Origin of the sequence: Streptomyces durocortorensis (genome assembly GCF_031760065.1) — a bacterium.
Classification (GTDB): Bacteria; Actinomycetota; Actinomycetes; order Streptomycetales; family Streptomycetaceae; genus Streptomyces.
The window spans coordinates 1,260,191-1,284,512 of record NZ_CP134500.1 but is presented as its reverse complement, the minus strand read 5'-3'; the positions used below and the strand labels follow the sequence as shown (position 1 = coordinate 1,284,512).

At 70.9% G+C, this 24,322-nt stretch carries 22 protein-coding genes and 2 pseudogenes; 10 read left to right on the top strand and 14 right to left on the bottom strand.

Translation table 11 applies throughout. From position 1 onward, the window contains the following. Positions 1-52: 52 nt before the first annotated feature. From RI138_RS05600 to RI138_RS05575, 6 genes and pseudogenes are all read right to left on the bottom strand, one after another. Positions 53-859, bottom strand: a complete 807-nt coding sequence (locus tag RI138_RS05600) for an SURF1 family cytochrome oxidase biogenesis protein (protein ID WP_096628189.1) — start codon at positions 857-859, stop codon at positions 53-55. An 87-nt stretch (positions 860-946) separates the two neighbouring features. Beyond that, complete coding sequence (locus RI138_RS05595) at positions 947-1,180, bottom strand: hypothetical protein (protein WP_006123591.1); 234 nt, start codon at positions 1,178-1,180, stop codon at positions 947-949. Between the two features lie 140 nt (positions 1,181-1,320). Continuing rightward, positions 1,321-1,668 (bottom strand): annotated as a pseudogene (locus RI138_RS05590) (SURF1 family protein); the annotation flags it as partial. An 87-nt stretch (positions 1,669-1,755) separates the two neighbouring features. Further along, on the bottom strand, positions 1,756-1,989 hold the full coding sequence (locus RI138_RS05585; RefSeq protein WP_006123591.1) for a hypothetical protein: 234 nt from the start codon (positions 1,987-1,989) through the stop codon (positions 1,756-1,758). A 63-nt stretch (positions 1,990-2,052) separates the two neighbouring features. Then, positions 2,053-3,075, bottom strand: coding sequence for a DEDDh family exonuclease (locus tag RI138_RS05580; protein ID WP_096628190.1), 1,023 nt, complete (start codon positions 3,073-3,075; stop codon positions 2,053-2,055). Between the two features lie 66 nt (positions 3,076-3,141). After that, the gene (locus RI138_RS05575; RefSeq protein ID WP_311118997.1) at positions 3,142-6,237 is read right to left on the bottom strand and encodes an NACHT domain-containing protein; all 3,096 of its coding nucleotides are present in this window, start codon (positions 6,235-6,237) and stop codon (positions 3,142-3,144) included. Between the two features lie 150 nt (positions 6,238-6,387). Here RI138_RS05575 and RI138_RS05570 point away from each other — a divergent pair, with 150 nt between their 5' ends. Both RI138_RS05570 and RI138_RS05565 read left to right on the top strand, forming a co-directional pair. Continuing rightward, positions 6,388-7,320, top strand: coding sequence for a sterol desaturase family protein (locus tag RI138_RS05570; protein ID WP_311118996.1), 933 nt, complete (start codon positions 6,388-6,390; stop codon positions 7,318-7,320). Then, positions 7,317-7,997 (top strand): lysoplasmalogenase, encoded by a 681-nt coding sequence (locus RI138_RS05565; RefSeq protein ID WP_311118995.1) that lies wholly within the window; start codon positions 7,317-7,319, stop codon positions 7,995-7,997. Before RI138_RS05570 ends, RI138_RS05565 begins: the two co-directional genes overlap by 4 nt. Here the strand turns inward: RI138_RS05565 and RI138_RS05560 are convergent. Continuing rightward, positions 7,984-9,483 (bottom strand): CoA transferase, encoded by a 1,500-nt coding sequence (locus RI138_RS05560; RefSeq protein WP_311118994.1) that lies wholly within the window; start codon positions 9,481-9,483, stop codon positions 7,984-7,986. The two genes, RI138_RS05565 and RI138_RS05560, sit on opposite strands and share 14 nt — an antisense overlap. Positions 9,484-9,604: 121 nt before the next feature. Next, the gene (locus tag RI138_RS05555) at positions 9,605-11,143 is read right to left on the bottom strand and encodes a S8 family peptidase (RefSeq protein ID WP_311118993.1); all 1,539 of its coding nucleotides are present in this window, start codon (positions 11,141-11,143) and stop codon (positions 9,605-9,607) included. A 376-nt stretch (positions 11,144-11,519) separates the two neighbouring features. On the opposite strand from RI138_RS05555, the gene RI138_RS05550 reads away from it, so the two are divergent. The 3 genes from RI138_RS05550 to moaA all read left to right on the top strand — a co-directional run bounded on the left by RI138_RS05550 (position 11,520) and on the right by moaA (position 14,752). Further along, entirely contained in the window at positions 11,520-11,888 is a 369-nt protein-coding gene (locus RI138_RS05550; RefSeq protein ID WP_311118992.1) for a DUF485 domain-containing protein, read from the top strand. Then, entirely contained in the window at positions 11,885-13,528 is a 1,644-nt protein-coding gene (locus RI138_RS05545; protein WP_311118991.1) for a solute symporter family protein, read from the top strand. Before RI138_RS05550 ends, RI138_RS05545 begins: the two co-directional genes overlap by 4 nt. 234 nt (positions 13,529-13,762) lie before the next feature. Beyond that, on the top strand, positions 13,763-14,752 hold the full coding sequence (gene moaA, locus RI138_RS05540) for a GTP 3',8-cyclase MoaA (RefSeq protein WP_096628203.1): 990 nt from the start codon (positions 13,763-13,765) through the stop codon (positions 14,750-14,752). A gap of 3 nt (positions 14,753-14,755) precedes the next feature. Here the strand turns inward: moaA and RI138_RS05535 are convergent, their stop codons facing one another. Both RI138_RS05535 and RI138_RS05530 read right to left on the bottom strand, forming a co-directional pair. Further along, entirely contained in the window at positions 14,756-15,010 is a 255-nt protein-coding gene (locus RI138_RS05535; protein ID WP_311118990.1) for a hypothetical protein, read from the bottom strand. Between the two features lie 271 nt (positions 15,011-15,281). Further along, positions 15,282-15,659: a DUF3099 domain-containing protein gene (locus RI138_RS05530; RefSeq protein ID WP_311118989.1), complete on the bottom strand. Its 378-nt coding sequence runs from the start codon at positions 15,657-15,659 to the stop codon at positions 15,282-15,284. Positions 15,660-15,877: 218 nt separating this feature from the next. On the opposite strand from RI138_RS05530, the gene RI138_RS05525 reads away from it, so the two are divergent. Next, entirely contained in the window at positions 15,878-16,156 is a 279-nt protein-coding gene (locus RI138_RS05525; RefSeq protein ID WP_311118988.1) for a GlsB/YeaQ/YmgE family stress response membrane protein, read from the top strand. A gap of 188 nt (positions 16,157-16,344) precedes the next feature. Then, positions 16,345-16,710 carry a cupin domain-containing protein gene (locus RI138_RS05520; RefSeq protein WP_311118987.1) on the top strand — a complete coding sequence of 122 codons (366 nt, stop codon included), beginning with the start codon at positions 16,345-16,347 and terminating at the stop codon, positions 16,708-16,710. Positions 16,711-16,856: 146 nt separating this feature from the next. On the opposite strand, the gene tyrS is transcribed toward RI138_RS05520, so the two are convergent. From tyrS to RI138_RS05505, 3 genes and pseudogenes are all read right to left on the bottom strand, one after another. Further along, positions 16,857-18,128 carry a tyrosine--tRNA ligase gene (gene tyrS / locus RI138_RS05515; RefSeq protein ID WP_311118986.1) on the bottom strand — a complete coding sequence of 424 codons (1,272 nt, stop codon included), beginning with the start codon at positions 18,126-18,128 and terminating at the stop codon, positions 16,857-16,859. Between the two features lie 52 nt (positions 18,129-18,180). Next, positions 18,181-19,575, bottom strand: a complete 1,395-nt coding sequence (locus RI138_RS05510; RefSeq protein WP_311118985.1) for a metallopeptidase TldD-related protein — start codon at positions 19,573-19,575, stop codon at positions 18,181-18,183. Positions 19,576-19,657: 82 nt separating this feature from the next. After that, positions 19,658-21,276, bottom strand: a pseudogene (locus RI138_RS05505) (TldD/PmbA family protein). Positions 21,277-21,492: 216 nt separating this feature from the next. Here RI138_RS05505 and fabG point away from each other — a divergent pair. The 3 genes from fabG to RI138_RS05490 all read left to right on the top strand — a co-directional run bounded on the left by fabG (position 21,493) and on the right by RI138_RS05490 (position 23,581). Next, positions 21,493-22,212, top strand: coding sequence for a 3-oxoacyl-[acyl-carrier-protein] reductase (gene fabG / locus RI138_RS05500; protein WP_096628214.1), 720 nt, complete (start codon positions 21,493-21,495; stop codon positions 22,210-22,212). Positions 22,213-22,217: 5 nt separating this feature from the next. After that, complete coding sequence (gene fabI, locus RI138_RS05495; protein ID WP_006123573.1) at positions 22,218-22,985, top strand: enoyl-ACP reductase FabI; 768 nt, start codon at positions 22,218-22,220, stop codon at positions 22,983-22,985. Between the two features lie 209 nt (positions 22,986-23,194). Beyond that, on the top strand, positions 23,195-23,581 hold the full coding sequence (locus tag RI138_RS05490) for a hypothetical protein (protein WP_311118984.1): 387 nt from the start codon (positions 23,195-23,197) through the stop codon (positions 23,579-23,581). A gap of 13 nt (positions 23,582-23,594) precedes the next feature. On the opposite strand, the gene RI138_RS05485 is transcribed toward RI138_RS05490, so the two are convergent. After that, complete coding sequence (locus RI138_RS05485) at positions 23,595-24,269, bottom strand: FadR/GntR family transcriptional regulator (RefSeq protein WP_096628217.1); 675 nt, start codon at positions 24,267-24,269, stop codon at positions 23,595-23,597. Positions 24,270-24,322 lie beyond the last annotated feature (53 nt).

The following is a 24,322-nucleotide window of genomic DNA, read 5'->3' as shown; positions in this document are numbered from 1 at the left end:
GGTTAAGCAGACCGACGGTGTGCCGCCGTCGGGCGCAGCTCCGGGCCCGGCCTCAGGCGCTCGCGGGTTCCGGCTGTTCGGGGGCGTCGGCCGTCGTCGCGTCCTTGGCCGCCGCCTCCGCCCGGTCGCGCAACTCCCGCCGTACGAGGATCAGCCAGCCGACCGGAACGGCGGCGACGAACAGCCACCACTGGACCGCGTACGCCATGTGCGCACCGATCGAGCTGTCGTCGGGGGACGCGATCTGCTCGGGCCGGTTCCCCGAGGGCTGCGGGGCGGTCTGCTCGATGTACCCGCCGAGGACCTGCCGGGACAGCAGCTGCGACTGCTGCTCGCTGTTGATCAGCATGACCTGCCGGTCCGGCAGCCCCGCCAGGTCCTTGATGCCGCTGCTGCCGGTCGTCTCGTCCGCCTTGAGCCGCCCGGTGACGGTCACTTCGCCCCGGGGTGCGGGCGGCACGTCCGGGTAGGCCGTCTGGTTCGGTGCGGCGGGGACCCAGCCCCGGTTGACCAGGACGGTGCCGCCGTCCCTCAGGTCCAGCGGGGTCAGGACATGGACGCCGATCTGGTCGTCCGTCGAGGTCCGCCGGCGGACGACGACCTCGTGCTCGGTGTCGAACGTGCCCGTCGCGGTCACCGTCCGCCAGAAGTCGGCGCGCGGAACGGTGTGCCCGGGGGAGGTGAGATCGGTGACCGGGACCGGCGGCGCTTCGAGGTTCCGGGAGATCAGCTCGTTCTGCGCGACCCGGTGCTGGTGCCGGTGGAACTGCCAGAAACCCAGCTCGACCATCGTCGGCATCAGTACGAGCCCGAGAAGGGTGAGGATCACCCACTGCCGGGTCAACAGGAAGCGGTACACCCCATGACCGTACAACCGGGGTCATGGGGTGCAGCACTCAGGGGTACGGCCGGCCCTGCCCGGCGATGAGTGATTTCGTCACACCTTTCACACTTTGTCCACGATGCCCGCCTTCCCCTCGGCGCGGGCGCAGTGGGCCCCGCAGTACCAGTGCCCGTCGGCCTCGACACCCTGCCCGATCACCTGGACCCGGCAGTGCTCGCAGATCGGCGCCATGCGGTGGATGGCGCAGGAGAAGCAGTCGAAGACGTGCACCGCGCCCTGCGCGTGCACCTCGAAGGACATGCCGTAGTCGTTTCCGCAAACCTCGCAACGTGCCATGCGCCACAGGGTGGGATGCCCGGCGGCGACGGGCGAGCGGGCGCGTGGCGAGTCGTGCCCGGTTCACTCCGATGACGGTGCGGGCGCCTGTGGCGGCACCGAGCCGGGTGCGCCCGGGTCGGCGGGCGCCACATCGCGCACAGGACGGTGCCGCCGTCCCTCAGGTCCAGCGGGGTCAGGACATGGACGCCGATCTGGTCGTCCGTCGAGGTCCGCCGGCGGACGACGACCTCGTGCTCGGTGTCGAACGTGCCCGTCGCGGTCACCGTCCGCCAGAAGTCGGCGCGCGGAACGGTGTGCCCGGGGGAGGTGAGATCGGTGACCGGGACCGGCGGCGCTTCGAGGTTCCGGGAGATCAGCTCGTTCTGCGCGACCCGGTGCTGGTGCCGGTGGAACTGCCAGAAACCCAGCTCGACCATCGTCGGCATCAGTACGAGCCCGAGAAGGGTGAGGATCACCCACTGCCGGGTCAACAGGAAGCGGTACACCCCATGACCGTACAACCGGGGTCATGGGGTGCAGCACTCAGGGGTACGGCCGGCCCTGCCCGGCGATGAGTGATTTCGTCACACCTTTCACACTTTGTCCACGATGCCCGCCTTCCCCTCGGCGCGGGCGCAGTGGGCCCCGCAGTACCAGTGCCCGTCGGCCTCGACACCCTGCCCGATCACCTGGACCCGGCAGTGCTCGCAGATCGGCGCCATGCGGTGGATGGCGCAGGAGAAGCAGTCGAAGACGTGCACCGCGCCCTGCGCGTGCACCTCGAAGGACATGCCGTAGTCGTTTCCGCAAACCTCGCAACGTGCCATGCGCCACAGGGTGGGATGCCCGGCGGCGACGGGCGAGCGGGCGCGTGGCGAGTCGTGCCCGGTTCACTCCGATGACGGTGCGGGCGCCTGTGGCGGCACCGAGCCGGGTGCGCCCGGGTCGGCGGGCGCCACATCGCGCAGCAGATGCGTGAAGGCGCTCTCCTCCAGGATCGGCGTGCCGAACGCCTTCGCCTTCTGCGTCTTGGACGTGGCCGCGTCCGGGTCGTTGGTCACCAGCAGGCTCGTCAGCCGGGACACGCTGGTCGCCACATGCAGACCGGCCTCCACCGCCCGGTCCTCCAGGAGCTCCCGGTCGATCGAGGTGTCCCCGGAGAACGCCACCCGCATCCCCTGCTTCAGCGGCATCTCCTTCTCGTACCGCCCCGGATTGGGATACGGGCAGGCGGGACGCTTGCGCGAGGGCCGCCAGCTGTTCGGCTGCCGGGAGGGCCGGTACCCGGCGCGCGGGGCGACGGGGGAGTCGGACCACTCGGTCAGCGGCCGGCACTCCAGCAACGGCAGCCGCACCCCGCCCCGGGCCGCCGCGTGCAGACTCGGCCGGAACGCCTCGGCCAGCACCCGGGCGTCGTCCAGTGCGTGGTGGGCCTGCTGCTGTACGACGCCGAAGTGCGCGGCGAGCGAGGCGAGCTTGTGGTTGGGCAGCGGCAGCCGCAGCTCCTTGGCGAGCGCGATCGTGCACAGCCGCTGCTCGACCGGGGCGACCACCGAGGCCCGGGCGTACTCCCGGGCGATCATCGACCAGTCGAACGCCGCGTTGTGCGCGACGAGCACCCGGTCCGCGAGCCGCGCGGACAGCTCGGCGGCGACCTCCGGGAAGAGCGGCGCCCCTGCGAGCACGTCGCTGGTCAGCCCGTGGATCCAGACGGGCCCGGGGTCGCGTTCCGGATTCACCAGCGTGTACCAGTGGTCCTCGACATCGCCCAGGGCGTCCAGCCGGTAGACGGCGGCGGACACTATCCGGTCGTCGCGGGCGAGTCCGGTGGTCTCCACGTCGACGACCGCGTACCCCTGGGGGTAGGCGGTCGGCCACGGTGCGGCTGTCTGGCGGTCGTCGAGCATGGTCACAGAGAATACGGGCCGCGACTGACAGTCCCCTATTCGGCTGTCCCCGGGCGGGAGGTCAGCGGGGGGTCAGGGGAGGCGGACGATGCGTTCGGGCGGGAAGAGGCGGGTGCCGGTCACGCTGGTGTCGTGAGCCAGTTGGATCGTCAAGTGCTCGGAGGCGGCGAGGGGGGTGAGGTCGAAGCGTTGCTCGTTTCCGTAGAGGGCAAGGAAAGTGAGGGACGGAAGCTCGGTGAGAGGGGCGAGGCCGGAGGTCACGCTGCTCGCGAACAGGCGCAGTCCACGCAGGGTGGTGAGGGGTGTCAGCAGCCTGAGGTCCAGGCTGGACGTCTGCAAGACATGCAATTGCTCCAGGTTGCACAGCGACGGCGTCCGGCAGAGCTGCCGCAGGTGGGTCGCACCGTGCAGGCCCAGCGTTCGCAGGTTCGTCCAGTGCTCCAGGCCCTCCAGGTTCAGATACCGGGTCTGCCCCATCAGGTCGAGCGTGGTCACCTGGTCGCAGACGGGAAGCTCGCCGATGCTCTCCATGAGGAAGGGGTGGCCGAGCGCCAGGTAGCGGAGATCCGGCATCTCCGTCAGCGGTGCCGGGTCGAACGATGGGTGGAGTTCGACGAGGGAGAGCCACTTCAGCCCCAGCTGCGCAAGTGGTTCGATGTTCCGGATCTGCGGGCACCGGCTCAGACCGATCTCGCGCAGCTGCGGCATCGCTGTGAAGGGGCGTGCGTCGGCGATTCGGCTGTTGCTGTGGACGAAAGCCTGTTCCACGTCGGTCCGGGCCGTCACGTGCGACAGATCGTGGAAGTCGCCCGTCAGATGCACGCTGCGCAGGGTCGGGATGTGGCGCAGCGCGGCGAGCTGCGCGTCTGTCCTGACGAACGCGTAGGCGTCCTCCCAGGTACGGACGGCCATCATCTCCCGCGCGTAGACCTCCGGGTCGAACTGCTCCCATGCGGTGGACACCGCGTGGGTGACCGGGATCCTTTCGTCGTCCCGGAACTGTTTCACCAGCTCGTACGCCGTCTCCCCGCCCACCTCCGCGGCCGTCCGCACCACGGCTGCCGCCTGCCTCTCCGTCAGCTCGTCCAGCATCGACGACAGCAGTTCCAGCGCCAGGCCGCCCACCTTGGCCAGCTCATCGATGGACTCCTGGCTGTCCGGCGGCAACAGCCGTTCGGTCCGTTCCTCCACTCCCGCCCGTACCACCGGATGCAGTTCCGGCGCATGAGCCAGACTCGCCGCCGCCAGCAGGATCAGCCGGTGCTCGTGGCCGGGATCCTCGTCGGCGCGCTCCAGCAAGGACGTCAGCAGCGCAGCCCGCTCGTCCGGCCGCGCGTGCCCCACCGCCATCTGCACCACGTCGTCCCACTGGTCCTCGTGGGCATGGCGGACCAGAACCCCGAAGTCGCGGGCCTCCACCGCCGCCTTCGCGCCCAGGTAGTCCTGGAAGGTGCGGTGCACGAAGCTGACCGCGCCCGGGGCCGGTTCGCGGAGGAGACCGCTGCGGTTGAGGAGGTGGGCGAAGACCTGGTCGGGGGTGCCCCGGACCTGGGACATGGCCCGCAGCCAGTCCGCGACCAGGGCCACCGCCTCCTCCTGCCGGGCCTCGACCAGGCCGTTGCGGATCAGCCAGTACGCGAGGCGCTGGAGCAGGGCCGTCTGTTCCTCGCGGGTCAGGTCGACTCCCTCCACCCCGACGATCTCGCGCTCGGTGTCGCGGCGGACCAGCAGCATGTCCAGGGCGGCGTCGTACAGCTCCTTGCGCGCCCGGGGCAGCTGCATCCGGCGGTCCCGGTTCAGCGCGCAGAGCAGGGCGCACATCAGCGGGTTCGTCGCGAGCAGCCCCAGGTCCCGGCGGGTGCTCACCGCACGGCGCAGCGCCTTCTCGTACGGGTCGAGCTCGGCGCGCTCCGCCTCCGTCCGGCACTCCGACCGGGCCGCCCGGTGCCAGTGCCCGATGAAGGCGTGGATGTCGGCGCGGCCCATCGTCAGCAGCGTGTGCGGCTCGAAGCCGGAGCCGGAGAGCCAGGTCTCGGGGACGGCGGAAGGGCGGGTCGTCACCACGTACCTGGACCGGGGGTAGGCGACGATCAGGTCCTTCAGCCAGCGCTCCGTGCGCTTGCGCAGCCGGTCCGGCACCTCGTCGACCCCGTCGACCAGGACCAGCGCCCGGCCCTGCTGCATCAGCCGGTCCGCCCAGCCGGCCGGGGCCGAGCCGTGCAGCGGGACGCCCGCCGCACGCAGGAAGTCCGCCGGGGCGGGCAGGGCGTCGAGGGCCGTGAAGGCGCGCAGACGCAGGACGAAGGGCACGCACCGGTTCCAGTCGGCCAGGTCGCTGCCGAACGTCTGCCGGGCCGCGTTCAGCGCCAGCCACTGCACCAGCGTGCTCTTGCCGGAACCGGCCGGGCCGCGCAGCAGCAACCGGTCCCGCTCGCCGAGCGCCTGCTCGATCCTGACCGTCGTCCGGACCGGATGATCCAGACCGAGCCGGTCGGGCGTCTCGTACTCCCCGCTGACCTCAAGACCGATATACGCCGTCTCCAATGGCCATCCCCCCGCCGACCTTCCCAGTGTCAGCCCGAACAGCTCCACCCGGCTGTTGGCCGTCGCCATGAACTCCGCGTACCGCCCCTCGAACTCCAGGTCCGCCGCGTCCGGGCGCGGGCCGACCCGGGCCCGGACGTCCTCCACCAGCTCCCGCCCCCGCCCCGCCGCACGGACCTGCTCCACCGCCGCCCGCGCCGCGAACGACGGGTGTGCGGTCAGCTGCTCCACCAGATGCGCGCAGCAGCGGCCGAGGAGGTCCTCGTACAGGTCGAGGGCGCGCTCCGAGAGCCCGGTGGCCGGGGCCGACAGCTCTGCGCGCAGCCGCTCCGGGTCCAGCTCCACCGCGAACAGCCGCCCGGCATCCAGCTCGCCCCCCGTGGCGAACGTGTCCTGTACGGCAATGAGCGCGGCGAGTCGCTCGTGCTCGGGGAGATCCGCGTAGGACTCGGACATCCGTCCCGCGAGCACCTTCGCCAGCCGGTCCGGCTTCGGCGGGCGGGGGAGCGGGCGGACCGGGTCCTGGACCAGGCCCGCGCCGGGCTTGGGGGTCAACAGCGCCTTGGTGGCCGCACCGACCACCGTCGTGGCCAGCCGAACCAGGGCAACTTCCGTACCGGACACGAGCGTTCCTCCCCCTCGATGACGCGCGCTCCGCAAATCCTACGGCCCGCGCCATTGGCAGAAGGTGCCAAAGGCTGCTGACACCAGGTCTCGCATACTTGTGGGTAACAACGTCTAGCCCTCACCGACCGGCGGCCCTACGGTGCTCGCATGGAGCCGAACCTGCCCGATGTCGTGCTGTGGTCAATACCGGCCTTCGTGCTGCTCACCGTGATCGAGATGGTCAGCTACCGTCTCCATCCGGACGAGGAGGCCGCCGGGTACGAGGCCAGGGACGCCGCCACCAGCGTCACCATGGGGCTCGGCAGCCTGGGCTTCGACCTTCTGTGGAAGATCCCCATCCTGGCGATCTACATGGCGGTCTACGAGCTGACGCCGATGCGAGTGCCCGTGCTGTGGTGGACCGTCCTGCTGATGCTCCTCGCCCAGGACTTCTTCTACTACTGGTCCCACCGCGGCCACCACGTCATCCGCATCCTGTGGGCCTGCCATGTGGTCCACCACTCCAGCCGCAAGTTCAACCTCACCACCGCACTGCGCCAGCCCTGGACCTCCGCGACCGTCTGGCCCTTCTATCTGCCGCTGATCGCCTGCGGGGTGCACCCGGCGGCGCTCGCGTTCTGCCAGTCGGCCAACCTCGTCTACCAGTTCTGGGTCCACACCGAGCGGGTCGGGAAGCTCCCCCGCCCCTTCGAGTACGTCCTCAACACGCCCTCCCACCACCGCGTCCACCACGCCTCGCAAGGCAGCTACCTGGACCGCAACTACGGCGGCATCCTGATCGTCTGGGACCGGATGTTCGGGTCCTTCGCGGCCGAGACCGAGCGGCCCGTGTACGGGCTCACCAAGAACATCTCCACCCACAACCCGCTGCGCGTCGCGACCCATGAGTACGCCGCCATCGCCCGGGACGTGCGGGCCGCCGACACCTGGAGCGAGCGGGCCGGGCGGATCTTCGGGGGGCCGGGCTGGCAGCCTGCGACGAAGGCGGGAGCCGAGACCATCGCGGCCGGGGCTGCGGCGCCCGTCTCCGTACCCGTGCAGGCCGCCCCTGCCCCCTCCGCCCCGGAACGCACCCTGTGAGCGCCACGGCCCACCGGCCCGCCCGCTCCCGCGCGGCCGAGCGTTTCGCCCGTCCCGTACTCCTCGCCTTCCTCCTCGTGGCCGCCGCCGACCTGGCCGGGCTCCTCACCGGGACCGAGACGGCCCACCTGGTCGCCAAACCGCTGCTGATGCCGCTGCTCGCCGGGTACGCGGCCCTGCGCGGCGCGCCCCGGCTGCTGGTCGCGGCCCTGCTGTTCGGGTGGGGCGGGGACGTCTTCCTGCTCGCCGACAACGAGCTGGCGTTCCTGTGCGGCATGGGTTCCTTCGCCGTCGGCCACGTCTGCTATCTGAGGCTGTTCGGCCGCGACCGGGCCCGCGCGCCGCTGGCCACCGCGATCGGATATCTCCTCGTCCTGGCCGTCTTCCTTGTCCTGATCTGGCCGGACATCCCCGCGGGCCTGCGGATTCCGTTGACCGGCTACAGCCTGCTGCTCACCGCCATGGCCTGGCGGGCCGGGGTGTTCGGGCCGTACGCGGCGGCGGGCGGGGCGCTCTTCCTGATCTCCGACGCTCTCATCGCCACCGGTATCGCCGAGTGGCCCCAGCTGCCCGCCCCCGACTTCTGGGTGATGCTCACCTACATCGCCGCGCAGTCCCTGCTCACCCTCGGGGTGCTCACGAAGGGTGCGGCGGGGCGCGGGATCAGTTCGCCGTAGGGCCCGTACGCGTACGCCACTCGGGTGCGTCCGCACCGAGGCGTCCCGGCGGGCGTGACCAGTCCGCAGGGCCGCCGTCGCCGCCCGGGAGCGCCACCGGCGACAGGGCGTGCAGGATCTCGCCCAGCGGACCGGCCGCGGTGGTGGTGAGGTAGGCGGAGGAGTTGTAGGACGTGCCTACGGAGCCCGCCCGGTCTTCCGCATGAACGTACGACGCGTCCACGGCACGGGCCTCGTCCTGCGACCCGCCCCCGCGCCCACCGCTCAGCAGCCATTGCGCGGTCCCCGCCAGGGACGCCCGCAGCAACCGCGTACCGCCCTCCCGGCCCTGTTCCGTCACCGACCGCAGCACCCCCGCCGCCAGCAGATAGCCGGTGCCGTGGTCGAGGGCCTGGGCGGGCAGCGCGCCCGGCTCCTGCGGGGTGCCCTCCACCGCCGCGATGCCCGTGGCGACCTGGACGAGGCTGTCGAAGCCGCGCCGACCGTGCCACGGCCCCGCCGTGCCCCAGGCCGACAACTGGGCCAGCACCAGGGCCGGGTGGCGCTCGGCCAGTGCGTCGGGGGCCAGCCCGTACGCGTCCAGGGCCCCCGGCCGGTATCCGGTGACGAGGACGTCGGCCGAGGCGAGCAGCTCCTCGAAGACGGCCCGGTCGGAGCGTGTTCCCAGGTCCAGCCGGGTGGACCGCTTGCCGAACCCCGTGTCGCTGTGCGCGTCCTGACTCTCCGGCAACTGCGGCGCGTCCACCCGCAGTACGTCAGCGCCCAGCAGGGCGAGCGTGCGGGTGGCGACCGGGCCCGCGATGACCCGGGTGAGATCGAGGACCCGCAGACCGGCGGCGGGGGAGCCGAGCGAGGCGCTCGGGGACGTGAGCGGGCGCGGCGCCGTCGGGGCGCCCAGCCGGTCCAGGGTCGCCAGGGGGCGGGCGGCGACGGCCGCGCCCTGCGGATGGGCCGTCCACTCCTCCGGTGACCTGAGCGCGACGGCCAGGCCGCCCGCCGCGTACACCGTCTCCTCGATCTCCACGGCCTGCCGCTCCGCGAACACCCCGGCCACGGTCTCGGGCGTCGCGTCCTCGGGCAGCCCCAGGGCGCTCAGCAACCGCGCCCGGTGGTGCGGGTAGTTGGCGTGGGTGCGCACCCAGCCTTCCGCCGTGCGCCAGAACCGGGAGAGCGGGGCGAAGGAGACCGGCGCCCGTCCGTCGATCCGCAGATGCCGTTCGCTGATGAAGGCCGTCGCCACCGCACCGTCGTCCACGCGCACCCGGGGGACCGGTACGCCGCTCCGGTGCGCGGCCAGCTCGGCGGCCGCCAGTGCGCAGACCGCGACGGCCGAACGGGCCAGCTCCATGACGGGCAGCCGCGCGCCCAGCAGCCCGGCGGGACCGCCCGTGTCCACCCGGTCCAACAGGGCGGGGTCCCCGCCGAGTGCCGCCCAGGGGGTTGCCGCGTCCGGTGCCGATGCGCCCGGTGCCGATGTGTGCGTCATGCACGAACTATGGCACCGGCCGGTCGAGAGGAGGAGAGGCGAGGGGCAAGAGGAGCGGGGGTGTGTCCCCCGGGGATGAACTCCCCGGGGACACACCCCGCTGACGTGCTGTCGCCCGCTGCTACCAGCGCACCGCGTCCAGCGCGTCGACCACTCCGGCCCCGTAGAAGCCGTTGTAGTGCTTGCCGCCCTCGCAGACCGCGTCGATGACCCCGTCACCGTTGATGTCGTACGGCTCACCGCACGCCTTGGCGTCCGCCTGGAGCGTCAGCAGCATCTTCACCGCGGCGGGCGAGGCGTAGGGGTGCTTGGACTTGATCAGGGCCACGACGCCCGCGACGTGCGGGGAGGCCATCGACGTACCGGCCTTGTAGCCGAACTTGCCGTCCGGCAGCGTGGACAGGATCAGCCCGTTGACGGCCGGGGGCTCGGGGGTCTGGTAGACCGTCGAGTCACCGCCCGGGGCCGCCACGTCGATGATGCCCTTGCCGTAGTTCGAGTACGAGGACTTGAGGCCCTTCGCGCCCGTGGCGGAGACGGTCACGACGCCCGGCAGCATGGTCGGGATGTCCGGGCAGGCGCTCGGGTCGATCGTCCGGGTGACCGGCTCGGTGTCGTTCGGGCTGGTCTTGTCCTCGATCGCGTCGACCGCCAGATCGTGGCGGGAGTTGCCCGCGGCGGCGACGTTGACCGTGCCCTTGCGCTCCGCGTACTTCACGGCGCGGGTGAGGGCGTCGACCAGGGCGCCCTGGTCCGGGTCGTTCTTGCAGTTGAACAGCCACGGGTCGGTGTAGTAGCTGTTGTTGGTCACCTCGACGCCGCGTTCTGCGGCCCAGAGGAACCCGCAGACGACGGCCTCGGTGTAGAAGAACCCGTCCGGGTTCGACACCTTGATGCCCGAGACCTTGACGCCCGGCGCGACACCGGTCACCCCGAAGCCGTTCTTCGCGGCGGCGATGGTGCCCGCCACATGCGTGCCGTGGTCGCTCTCGCCCGCCGCCGGACGCCAGGAGCCGGCGGTGGTGTCCGGTGCGCCCGTGACGCAGTTGGCCGACGCGCGGCGGTCGAAGTTCGGGGCCAGGTCCGGGTGGGTGTCGTCCACGCCCGTGTCGATGACGGCGACCGTCACCCGCTTCGAGCCCAGCGACTTCTCGTGCGCCTTGTCCGCCTTGATCGCGGGCAGCGACCACTGGAGGGGCTCCAGCGGGTCCTCGTCGGCCCGCGCGTCCGCTGCGGCGGCCGCCGCCTGCTCGGCGGTGAGCGGCTGCGCTATGGCGCCGACGTCCTTGGTCGCCTGCGGCACGATCGGGTTCGTGCGGGTGGCTCCGGCCGACTTCACACCGCGTGCCTTGCGGATCGTGTCGCCGAAGGCCGGGTTCTGCGAGTGGACGACGATGACGCCGATCTGCTCATAGGCGACGACGACCGTGCCACCTGCCTTGGCGATCGCCTTCTTGACGTGCTTGACGGTGCCGTGGCCGCCCCGCGTGTTGACCACGTAGGACAGCTTCGGCCCGTCGGTCCGCACGGTCGTGGCGGTCTGCTCGCCGACGGGCGCCGCCGTGGCCGACGCCGCCGGCAGGAAGCCGAGCGAGGCGGTCAGCGCGAGTCCGAGGGGTACCGCGAGTGCGCGGGTCCGCCTCGATGCCAGATGAGCCATGGGTTCTCCACATCATCCGTGCCGGTCGACCGGACACCTGGCGTGTTCGGTCGCGTACATGACGAGTGAAGCTATCGCTGATCTTCACGAGACATCAACGTTTGCGGGCAAGTTAGTTCGAAGAGTGACCGATGCGGCCGAATGCGAACGGGTGGCTTTCGGACAACCCGACCCGCCGGGGCACGCCCGAGAGGACGAACAGGACACCTCCGAGAAGACGAACGAACGCAGCCGAGAAGGCGAAAGACGCGGTGAACCGCTTCGTCGCGCCCTCCGTGCCGTTGTCCAGGAGGCACATCACCGTCCCCCGGCAGCGAGGCCTCCCATGACACCCAACGTCCCCCAGATCACCGCACCCGCGTCGCGAGGAGATTCCGTGGCTACCGATGCACCGCCGCCGCCCGAGGGCAGTACGTACACCGGCCCTGTCCAGCCCACGGCGGAGGCGTACCTGGCGGCCCAGGCGAGCGAGGAATTCGCCGACCTGCGCCGCTCGTACCGCTCCTTCGCCTTCCCGCTCACCGTCGCCTTCGTGACCTGGTATCTGCTGTACGTCCTGCTCTGCAACTACGCGGGCGGATTCATGGCCACCAAGGTCATCGGCAACATCAACGTGGCGCTCGTCCTCGGACTCGCCCAGTTCGCCACCACCTTCCTCATCGCCTGGCTCTACTCCCGGCACGCCGCCGCCAAGCTCGACCCGAAGGCCGAAGCGATCAAGTTCCGTATGGAGGCCGACGCATGAGCGCCGCCCACGCCGCCGCGTACCCCGCCGTCCAGCTCGCCGCCGACGGGGCGAGCGAGCACCGGCCGATGATCATCACACTGTTCGCCGCGTTCGTCGTGGCGACCCTCTTCATCACCGTGTGGGCGGGCCGCCAGACCAAGAGCGCCGCCGACTTCTACGCGGGCGGCCGCCAGTTCACCGGATTCCAGAACGGCCTCGCGGTCTCCGGCGACTACATGTCCGCCGCGTCCTTCCTCGGCATCGCCGGAGCCATCGCCCTCTTCGGCTACGACGGCTTCCTCTACTCCATCGGCTTCCTCGTCGCCTGGCTCGTCGCCCTGCTCCTGGTCGCCGAACCGCTGCGGAACTCGGGCCGCTACACCATGGGCGACGTCCTCGCCTACCGGATGCGCCAGCGCCCCGTCCGTACCGCCGCGGGCACCTCCACCATCGTCGTCTCGATCTTCTACCTGCTGGCCCAGATGGCCGGTGCCGGTGTCCTCGTCTCGCTGCTGCTCGGCATCACCAGCGACTTCGGGAAGATCGTCATCGTCGCCCTGGTCGGCGTGCTCATGATCCTCTACGTCACCATCGGCGGCATGAAGGGCACCACCTGGGTGCAGATGGTCAAGGCCGTCCTGCTCATCGCGGGCACCCTGCTCATCACCTTCCTGATCCTGCTGAAGTTCAACTTCAACATCTCCGACCTGCTCGGCACCGCCGCCAGCAACAGCGGCAAGGGCGCGGCCTTCCTGGAGCCCGGCCTGAAGTACGGCGTCTCCGGCATCTCGAAGCTGGACTTCATCTCGCTCGGCATCGCCCTGGTCCTCGGCACCGCGGGCCTGCCGCACATCCTGATCCGCTTCTACACCGTGCCCACCGCCAAGGCTGCCCGTAAGTCCGTGAACTGGGCGATCGGCATCATCGGCGCCTTCTACCTGATGACGATCGTGCTCGGATTCGGCGCCGCCGCGATCCTCAAGCCCGGCGACATCATCGCCTCCAACAAGGCGGGCAACACCGCCGCGCCACTCGCCGCCCTGGAGATCGGCGGCGGCTCCGGATCCACCGGCGGCGCCATCCTCCTCGCGGTGATCTCCGCCGTCGCCTTCGCGACCATCCTCGCTGTCGTCGCCGGACTCACCCTCGCCTCCTCCTCGTCCTTCGCGCACGACATCTACGCCAACGTGATCCGGAAGGGGAAGGCCACCGAGAAGGAGGAGGTCCGCGCCGCCCGCTGGGCCACCGTCGCCATCGGCATCGTCTCCATCGCGCTCGGCGCGCTCGCCCGCGACCTGAACGTGGCCGGTCTGGTCGCCCTGGCCTTCGCGGTCGCCGCTTCCGCCAACCTCCCCACGATCCTCTACAGCCTCTTCTGGAAGCGCTTCACCACGCAGGGCGCCCTCTGGTCCATCTACGGCGGCCTCGCCTCCTCAGTCCTCCTGGTGCTGTTCTCGCCGGTCGTCTCCTCCAAGCCGAGCTCGATGTTCCCGAGCGTCGACTTCGCCTGGTTCCCGCTGGAGAACCCTGGGTTGATCTCGATCCCGCTCGGCTTCCTGCTCGGCTGGATCGGCTCGCTGATCTCCAAGGAGAAGGCCGACACCGACAAGTACGCCGAACTGGAGGTCAAGTCCCTCACCGGCATCGGAGCCCACTGAGACACCCCCCGGGACGCGCCCTGCGGCCGTCCCCGGGCGAGGCCGTTCGGCGCTTCGCCCACCACAGCGGCCGGGCCGCGTCGTAGAGTCCTACGACGCGGCCCGGCCGCACCTCGTGGCAAACGGGCCACCTCGATGTCACCGGTCTCACGTAGTCTCGGAAGAGACGGCAGAAGACGCCGGCCGGAATGAACGACCGCGTCACCGCGGACACCACCGGGGGAGGGACCCACCGTGCTCATCGACACCTACGATCGGGTCGCCACCGACCTGCGCGTGTCACTGACCGACAAGTGCAATCTGCGCTGCACCTACTGCATGCCCGAAGAGGGTCTCCAGTGGCTCGGCAAGAGCGAGCTGCTCTCCGACGACGAGATCGTGCGCCTGATCCGTATCGCCGTGACCTCGCTCGGCATCACCGAAGTCCGCTTCACCGGCGGCGAGCCCCTGCTCCGCCCCGGCCTCGTCTCCATCGTCGAGCAGTGCGCCGCGCTCACCCCCCGCCCCCGCATGTCGCTCACGACCAACGGCATCGGCCTCAAGCGGACCGCCACCGCCCTCAAGGCCGCGGGCCTCGACCGGGTCAACGTCTCGCTGGACACCCTGCGCCCCGACGTCTTCAAGACCCTCACCCGCCGGGACCGCCACAAGGACGTGCTGGAGGGCCTGGAGGCCGCCCGCGAGGCCGGACTGACCCCGGTGAAGGTCAACTCCGTCCTGATGCCGGGACTCAACGACGACGAGGCCCCCGAGCTGCTCGCCTGGGCGATCGCCCACGACTACGAGCTCCGCTTCATCGAGCAGATGCCCCTGGACGCCCAGCACGGCTGGAAGCGCGACGGCATGATCACCGCCGGGGACATCCTCGCCTCGCTGCGCACCCGCTTCACCCTGACCGCCGAGGACGACGAGGCCCGCGGATCCGCCCCCGCCGAGCGCTGGACCGTCGACGGCGGACCCCACCGCGTCGGCGTGATCGCCTCGGTCACCCGCCCCTTCTGCCGCGCTTGCGACCGCACCCGGCTCACCGCCGACGGCCAGGTCCGCACCTGCCTCTTCGCCCGCGAGGAGACCGACCTGCGCGGGGCCCTGCGCTCGGACGCGCCGGACGAGGAGATCGCCCGGCTCTGGAAGCTGGCCATGTGGGGCAAGAAGGCGGGCTCCGGACTGGACGACCCGTCCTTCCTCCAGCCCGACCGCCCGATGTCGGCGATCGGCGGCTGAGGCTCAGCCGCCCTGGGCGCCGTCCCCGGACTCCCAGTCCTTCAGCGCCACGACGTCCTTGAGGAACCCGCGTACGCCCAGGAACTGCGACAAGTGCTCCCGGTGCTCGTCGCAGGCCAGCCAGGTCTTGCGCCGCTCGGGCGTGTGCAGCTTGGGGTTGTTCCAGGCGAGCACCCACACAGCGGCGGCCCGGCAGGCCTTGGCGGAGCAGATCGGGGCACCGGTGGGACTCTCGGCGGACGTCTCGGAAAAGATCACGCCGTCCAGCCTAAGGGCTGTCGCGCGCCCGCCAGGGATCGCGGGACAGCCCTTAGGTCAGGAAGTCAGGTGCTCCACGAGCTTGCTGACGCATCCCCGGCCGGAGAAAGGGCGACGCCGAGCAGCCACGGGGGGAGCTGCCCGGCGTCGGTCCGTCGCTCCGACGGGGGATGCGGAGCGCACTCGCAGTATGTCACGGGGACCGGGGTGCGGTGCACCGGAACGTCATGATTGATCTGAGCTTTTCCTGAGCTTCCCGGGATATACGGGCTCAGCTGTGCTCCTTGGGCGGCGGGACCCGCCCGCCCGCGTCCTTGGGACCTGCGGACTCCGCCCGGCCGGCCGCCGGAGCCGCCTCCACGGCGGGCCGCATCGGCATCGGGACGAACGTCGTCGGCAGCGAAGGCGCGTTCTCCCGGCCCGCGTTGGCGATGACCACCGCCACGTACGGCAGCAGCACGCCCAGCACCAGCGCCACGATCGCCACATGCCGCTCGACGTTCCACAGCACCGCCGCCAGCACCACCGACACCGTGCGCACCGACATCGAGATCACATAGCGCCGCTGTCTGCCGCGGACGTCGTCCGCCAGCCCCTGACGTGCGCCGGTGATCCGGAAGACCTCGGCATCGTCGTTCTTCCGCAGCATCGCTCCACCACCAGATCTCGTCGCCGGACGCCCCCGGACCGGCCCGCATCCACGGTACGCCGGGCCCCGGCCGGGCGAGCGACCGGGGCGGGCCCCCGCTGCCGCGGACGGGGGCCCGAATGGGGGACACCCCCCGTACGGCCCTGCCCCGCATGCGCCCGGCCGGAGGCGGCCCAAGACTGGGCGGACGCGCACACCGCGCCGCACGAGGAGGCGAAATGAGCTGGTTGTGGGCAATCATCGTGGGATTGGTGCTCGGCGTCATCGCCAGAGCCATCCTGCCGGGCAAGCAGGACATCCCGCTCTGGCTGACGGCCGTGTTCGGCATCATCGGCAGCATCCTCGGCAACGCCGTGGCCGGCTGGATCGGTGTCGAGGACACCAGGGGCATCGACTGGATCCGTCACCTGCTTCAGCTGGCGGGCGCTGTGGCGGTCGTCGCCATCGGTGACATGGCCTGGCAGGCGCTCCGGGGCAACAAGCAACAGAGAACCTGACCCGCAGAGGTCATCGGAAACGCCGCGGCCGGTCACGCGAGAAGGCGTGTCCGGCCGCGGCGCTGTCATGCGCGCGCTCTGCCGCCGTCCCCCGGGCCGGGTACCGGGCTCGCCGTGTGCCGTTGCCGGGCCCAGACTGGTGGGAGGAAGTTCTTGCTGTCTCCTCAACAGGTGAGCAAGGAGGAGCCATGACAGCGACGACACGAAAGGACGCTCCTGTCGTCATTGAAGGTGACGGAGTGGAGTTGCGCGTTCAGGATGTCGGTGGAGACCTGTCCGTCGCCTTTGTGAGGTTTCCCGAGGGCACCGACATGGGTCCCGCTCTCAAGGGACTGGCCGACGACCTCTGCCCGTGCCCGCACTGGGGTTATCTCTTCAAGGGCCGGCTGAAGATGCGGACGCCCCACGGCGACGATCTCTACGAGGCGGGTGAGGCGTTCTACTGGCCGCCCGGACACGCCCCGGTGGCGCTCGAAGACTGCGAGTACATCGACTTCTCACCTACCAAGGACTTCAACGAGGTCCTCGACCACATCAAGGCGCAGGGAGGATGACGGACGTCCCGTGAGGGCCGGTCGGCGACCCACGTGCCGGAGACCGCCCCGCACGACGGCCCAGCCGGGCTCCGATGCCACAGCGCCGCGGCCGGACACACGAGAAAGTGTCCGGCCGCGGCGCTGTGTGTACGGTGCCCGGAGGGTCAGCCCGCCGGGCGGACCTCCACCGCCGCCAGGTTCTTCTTGCCCCGGCGCAGCACCAGCCAGCGCCCGTGCAGCAGCTCCCCGGCGTCCGGCGCGACCTCACCGTCGGCGACCTTCACGTTGTTCACGTAGGCACCGCCCTCCTTGACCGTCCGGCGGGCCCCCGACTTGCTCGGCGCGAGACCGACCTCCACCAGGAGGTCCACCAGCGGCGCCAGCTCGGCGACCTTGGCGTGCGGCACCTCGGACAGGGCCGCGCTCAGCGTCGCCTCGTCCAGCTCGGCCAGGTCGCCCTGCCCGAACAGCGCCTTCGACGCCGCGATCACGGCCGCGCACTGCGCACCGCCGTGCACCAGCGTCGTCAGCTCCTCGGCCAGCGCGCGCTGCGCCGAGCGGGCCTGCGGCCGCTCCTCGGTCAGCTGCTCCAGCTCCTCCAGCTCCGCACGGCTCTTGAAGCTGAGGATGCGCAGGTAGCGCGAGACGTCCCGGTCGTCCACGTTCAGCCAGAACTGGTAGAACGCGTACGGAGTGGTCATCTCCGGGTCGAGCCAGACCGCGCCGCTCTCGGACTTGCCGAACTTCGTCCCGTCCGCCTTCGTCATCAGCGGCGTCGCCAGCGCGTGCACGGTGGCGCCCGGCTCAAGCCGGTGGATCAGGTCGATGCCCGCGGTGAGGTTGCCCCACTGGTCGCTGCCGCCCTGCTGGAGGGTGCAGCCATACCGGCGGTACAGCTCCAGGAAGTCCATGCCCTGGAGCAGCTGGTAGCTGAACTCGGTGTAGCTGATGCCCTCCTGCGACTCCAGCCGCCGGGCGACCGAGTCCTTGGTGAGCATCTTGTTGACCCGGAAGTGCTTCCCGATGTCCCGCAGGAACTCGATCGCGGACATGCCCGCGGTCCAGTCCAGGTTGTTGACCATCGTCGCCGCGTTCGGGCCCTCGAAGGTGAGGAAGGGCTCGATCTGCCCCCGCAGCCGCTGCACCCAGGCGGCGATGGTCTCCGGGTCGTTCAGCGTGCGCTCGGCGGTGGGGCGCGGGTCACCGATCTGCCCCGTGGCCCCGCCGACCAGCGCGAGGGGCTTCAGCCCGGCCTGCTGGAGCCGCCGCATGGTGAGCACCTGCACCAGGTGCCCCACGTGGAGACTCGCCGCGGTCGGGTCGAAGCCGCAATAGAAGGTGACGGGACCGTCCGCGAGAGCCTTGCGCAATGCGTCCTCGTCAGTGGACTGGGCGAACAGCCCGCGCCACTTCAGCTCGTCGACGATGTCCGTCACGGTTCCGGTGCTCCTTATGAATGGTAGAAATCCAGGTGTCAGTCTAGGCGGGTCACACGCCCGGGCTGACCGAGCTCATGTTGAAGTCGGGGATGCGCAGCGCGGGCATCGCGGCCCGGGTGAACCAGTCGCCCCACTCACGCGGCAGCGTCCTCTCCGTACGCCCCGCCTCCGACGCCCGCGACAGCAGGTCCACCGGCGACTCGTTGAACCGGAAGTTGTTCACCTCGCCGACCACCTCGCCGTCCTCCACCAGATAGACGCCGTCCCGGGTCAGCCCGGTGAGCAGCAGCGTCGCCGGGTCCACCTCGCGGATGTACCAGAGACAGGTCAGCAGCAGCGCCCGCCCGGTCGTCGCGGCCACCATCTCCTCCAGCGACCGCTCGCCACCGCCCTCCAGCAGCAGGTTGTCGATGGCCGGGTTGACCGGCAGCCCGGTGAGGCCCGCCGTGTGCCGGGTCGTCGTGAGCCGCGCCAGCTTTCCTTCCCGCACCCACTCCGTCGGGGCCAGCGGCAGCCCGTTGTCGAAGACGGAACCGCTGTCGCCGGAGGAGTGGGCGATCACGAAGGGAGCCGACTCCAGGCCCGGCGCGTACGGGTCGCTGCGCAGGGTGAGGGGGAGCGGAGCGAGCGTCTCGCCCAGCCGCGTACCGCCGCCCGGCGTGGAGAACACCGTCCGGCCCTCCACCGCGTCCCGCGCGGTCGAGGACCACAGCTGGTAGATCAGCAGATCCGCGACGGCCGTCGGCGGCAGCAGCGTCTCGTACCGCCCGGCGGGCAGGTCGATGCGCCGCTCCGCCCAGCGCAGCCGCTGCGCCAGCTCCGCGTCCATCGCCGCCGGATCGACGTCCTTGAAGTCCCGGGTCGCCCGGCCAGCCCACGCGGAACGCACCCGGTCCGGCGACTTCGCGTTCAGCTCCAGCGTCCCGTTCGGCTGGTCGTGGCGCAGCCGCAGCCCCGTCGACGTGCCGACGTAGGTGGAGGTCAGCTCATGGTTCGCGAACCCGTAAAGCTCGCGGCCGCCCGAGCGGGCCCGGGCGAAGGCGTCGCCGAGCGCCGGGGCGAAGTCCGCGAAGACCTCCGAGCCGGTCTCGGCGGGCGCGTCCGTGAAGTCGGGGGAGGCGGGCACCCCGCTGACCAGCGGCTGCGCGTCCTCGGCCGGACCCGCACCCCGCGCGGCGGCCTCGGCGGCCCGCACCAGCGGCTCCAGGTCGTCGGCGGTCACGGCGGACCGGGAGACGACACCGGACGCCGTGCCCTCGGCCCCGTCGACGGTCGCGATGACGGTCAGGGTCCGCCCCCGGGTCACCCCGTTCGTGGTGAGCGCGTTGCCCGCCCAGCGCAGATTGGCGGAGGAGTGCTCGTCGGCGATGACCACCAGGCCGTCCGTGGTGGACAGCTCAAGGGCCCGCTCGACGATCTCGTAGGGCTTGCTGACGCGGCTCATCGTCCGGTCTCCTGCGTCGTGTTGAGACTGTGCTGACCCGGGGGACGACCCCCGGGCCCCCAGCCGGTTCCGTGGTCGCCGCTCATCGTCCGGCCTCCTGCGTCGTGTTGAGGATGTTGACGCCCCGGAAGAGGGCGGAGGGGCAGCCGTGCGAGACCGCCGCGACCTGGCCCGGCTGGGCCTTGCCGCAGTTGAACGCGCCGCCCAGGACGTATGTCTGGGGGCCGCCGACCTTCTCCATCGAGCCCCAGAAGTCCGTGGTCGTCGCCTGGTACGCCACATCGCGCAGCTGCCCGGCGAGACGGCCGTTCTCGATCCGGAAGAACCGCTGCCCGGTGAACTGGAAGTTGTAGCGCTGCATGTCGATCGACCAGGACCGGTCGCCGACCACGTAGATCCCGCGCTCCACCCCGCCGATCAGATCCTCCGTGGACAGCCCGCCCGGGTCCGGCTGGAGCGACACGTTCGCCATGCGCTGTACGGGGACATGGCCCGGCGAGTCCGCGTACGCGCAGCCGTTGGAGCGGCCGAGCCCCGTGAGCTTCGCGATCCGGCGGTCCAGCTGGTAGCCGACCAGGGTGCCGTCCTTGACCAGGTCCCAGGACTGCGCCTCGACGCCCTCGTCGTCGTAACCGATGGTCGCGAGCCCGTGCTCGGCAGTGCGGTCGCCCGTCACGTTCATCACGGGGGAGCCGTACGCCAGCTTGCCCAGCTGGTCGAAGGTGGCGAACGAGGTCCCGGCGTACGCCGCCTCGTACCCCAGCGCCCGGTCCAGTTCGGTGGCGTGGCCGATCGACTCGTGGATGGTCAGCCAGAGGTTCGACGGGTCGACGACCAGGTCGTAGTCGCCCGCCTCGACGCTCGGTGCGCGCATCTTCTCGGCCAGCAGCCCGGGGATCTGCTCCAGCTCGGCGTTCCAGTCCCAGCCGGTGCCGGTCAGATACTCCCAGCCGCGCCCGGCCGGCGGGGCGATGGTCCGCATCGAATCGAACTCACCGGTCGTGCCGTCCACCGCGACGGCGGTGAACTGCGGGTGGATGCGCACTCGTTGCTGCGTGGTGACGGTGCCCGCCGTGTCCGCTCGAACTCACCGGTCGTGCCGTCCACCGCGACGGCGGTGAACTGCGGGTGGATGCGCACTCGTTGCTGCGTGGTGACGGTGCCCGCCGTGTCCGCGTAGAACTTGTTCTCGTGCACGGTCATCAGGGACGCGTCCACATGCGCGACGCCCTCCGCACCCAGCAGCCGCCCACTCCACTCCGCGAGCAGCGCCGCCTTCTCCTCGTCCGGTACGGAGAAGGGATCGACGTCGTACGCGGAGACCCAGGTCCGCTCGCCGTGCACCGGCTCGTCAGCCAGTTCCACACGCTCGTCGGAGCCCGCGGCGGTGATCACCTTCGCCGACAGCTTGGCCATCGACACGGCCTGCGAGGCCACCTTCGCGGCCGCGTCCATCGTCAGGTCGACGCCCGAGGCGAACCCCCAGGCCCCGCCGTGCACCACCCGCACCGCGTACCCGAGATCCGTGCTGTCCGACGCGCCGGCCGGCCGGGCGTCCCGCAGCCGCCAGGAGGCACTGCGTACCCGCTCCAGGCGGAAGTCGGCATGGGTGGCGCCGAGTGCTCGCGCCCGGGCGAGCGCCGCATCGGCGAGGGCGCGCGACGGGAGGGCCAGGAATGACTGATCTACCTCGTGGGGCACAGGGAGTTCCCTTCTCGATACACCACGGCAGTGAACCATGCCGGAGGGTGACCACACCGGGGGATATCGCGACTGCGTGGGCCCAGCACGCAACAGTGCGGACTGTAGGAACCCCACAGCCCCCCGGACAAGCCACTGTCAGGGCCCGATTCCCCGATCGGCACACGGTACCGATAGGTTTTCGACGTACCAGACCGCCAAGGAAAGGGTGATCCGTTGAGCCGCTCGGTTCTCGTCACCGGAGGAAACCGGGGCATCGGCCTCGCCATCGCCCGCGCCTTCGCCGACAACGGCGACCAGGTCGCGATCACCTACCGCTCCGGGGAGCCTCCCCAAGCCCTCACCGAGGCCGGTGTCCTCGCGGTCCGCTGCGACATCACCGACGCAGAGCAGGTGGAGCAGGCCTACAAGGAGATCGAGGACAAGCACGGTCCCGTGGAGGTGCTGGTCGCCAACGCCGGTATCACCAAGGACCAGTTGCTGATGCGGATGTCGGAGGAGGACTTCACCTCCGTCCTCGACACCAACCTCACCGGCACCTTCCGCGTCGTCAAGCGCGCCAACCGTGCGATGCTGCGCGCCAAGAAGGGCCGTGTCGTCCTCATCTCCTCCGTCGTCGGCCTCCTCGGCTCCGCCGGTCAGGCCAACTACGCGGCCTCCAAGGCCGGGCTCGTCGGCTTCGCCCGGTCGCTGGCCCGTGAACTCGGTTCGCGGAACATCACCTTCAACGTCGTCGCCCCCGGTTTTGTCGACACCGACATGACCCAGGCGCTCACCGAGGAGCAGCGCAAGGGCATCGTGTCCCAGGTGCCGCTCGGCCGCTACGCGCAGCCCGAGGAGATCGCCGCCGCGGTGCGCTTCCTCGCCTCCGACGACGCGTCGTACATCACTGGAGCCGTCATTCCCGTTGACGGCGGATTGGGCATGGGTCACTGATCACCATGAGCGGAATTCTCGACGGCAAGCGCATCCTGATCACCGGGGTGCTGATGGAGTCGTCCATCGCGTTCCACGCCGCGAAGGTGGCCCAGGAGCAGGGTGCCGAGGTCATCCTCACGGCCTTCCCCCGCCCCACCCTGACCGAGCGCATCGCCAAGAAGCTGCCGAAGCCGGCCAAGGTCATCGAGCTCGACGTCACCAACCAGGAGCACCTGGACCGGCTGGCCGGTCTGGTGCGCGAGGAGCTCGGCTCCCTGGACGGCGTCGTCCACTCCATCGGCTTCGCGCCGCAGGACGCGCTCGGCGGCAACTTCCTCAACACGCCGTTCGAGTCGGTCGCCACCGCGATGCACGTCTCGGCGTTCTCGCTGAAGTCGCTGGCCATGGCCTGCAAGCCGCTGATGAGCGAGGGCGGCTCGATCGTCGGCCTCACCTTCGACGCCCAGTACGCCTGGCCGCAGTACGACTGGATGGGCCCGGCGAAGGCCGCCCTGGAGGCCACCTCCCGCTACCTCGCCCGTGACCTGGGCAAGGACGGGCTGCGCTGCAACCTGATCTCCGCCGGACCGCTCCGCTCCATGGCCGCCAAGTCCATCCCGGGCTTCGAGGAGCTGGCCGACGTCTGGAACACCCGTGCTCCGCTCGCCTGGGACATGAACGACCCGGAGCCGGCCGGCCGCAGCATCGTCGCCCTGCTCTCCGACTTCTTCCCGCGCACGACGGGCGAGATCATCCACGTCGACAGCGGCGTGCACATGATGGGCGCCTGACCCGTACGGAACCTCTGGTCACCCGACCTGTACGGAACCCCGGTCCTCGGCCTCCGGCCGCGTACCCTCCCCGGCTTTCCCGGGGCGGTACGCGGCCGGAGGCCGTTACGGTGCGTGGCCCCGCCGCCGCTCAGGTCGAAAAGCCGACCGATCCACCGCAGAATGTGGAGGAACCGGACTTCTTGTCAGGCTGCGGGAGGGAGATCGCTGTGCGCCCCACGCGTCGCCGAACCCGTCTCCTGCTGGCCGCATCGGTCGCCGTCGCGGCCCTCGCCGTACCGCTGGGAGTCCACGCCGCCCGCGGCGCCGACTCCGGTACGGCTGACTCCGGTACGGGAGAGGCGCCCCCGAAGCCCGAACCGGCCGGCTCCGAGTGCCGTACGTCCATCAAGGGCTCCCGGGTCGTCGCGTACTGCCACAACCCCTACCCCTCCACCGACCTGGTCCAGCTGCACACCGAGTGCGAGCGCTGGTGGGACGTGGACGCGGACGGCGCGGCGGTCGCGGTGGAGCCCGGCCGGACCGTACGGCTGGAGGACCGCTGCTGGAAGGAGGTCGCGGCGGCCTGGGTCAGCCACCGCCCGGCCCCGCTGTGAGGGCCCGGGCGGGCTACACCCGGTCCGCGAGGCAGTTCAGCGCGTGGCCCGCCGCCTCGGCCGCCGCCGTCTCCGCGTCCCCGGCCCGGATCGCCTCGACCAGCCGGGCGTGGTCCATGTGGTTCTCCGGCCGCAGCTCAGGACCCACGTCGCCGCGCAGATAGTCGCGCAGCAGATCCCCCAGGTCCGCGTAGAGCTCCGTCAGTACGTCGTTGTGCGAGGCGGCGACGACCGCCAGGTGCAGCGTCGCGTCGGCCGCGACGAACGCCTCCGCGTCGCCCGAGGCCCAGGCCTCCTCGCGCCGCACCATCAGCGTGTCCAGCTGCCGCAGATCCCGCTCGGTGCGCCGGGCGGCCGCCAGCCGTGCCGCCGACGACTCCAGCGTCGAGCGGAGCTCCGCGATGTGACGGGGGTCGGCGGCCGCGAAGCGGCGGTGCATCACCCCGGCCAGCTCGCTCGTGGCGATCACATAGGTGCCCGACCCCTGCCGGATGTCGAGCAGCCCGTTGTGCGCGAGGGCCCGCACGGCCTCGCGCACGGTGTTGCGAGCCACGCCCAGCTGCTCGACCAGCTCGGGCTCGGTCGGGATCCGCGAGCCGACCGGCCACTCGCCCGAGGTGATCTGGTTCCGCAACTGGGCGATCACCTGGTCGGAGAGTGCCGAACGCCGTGGAGACGTCAGAGCCATGGTGCTCCTTGCTCATGAGCTGTCAGGTCCGGGCCGGATTCTCTCAGGGGAGC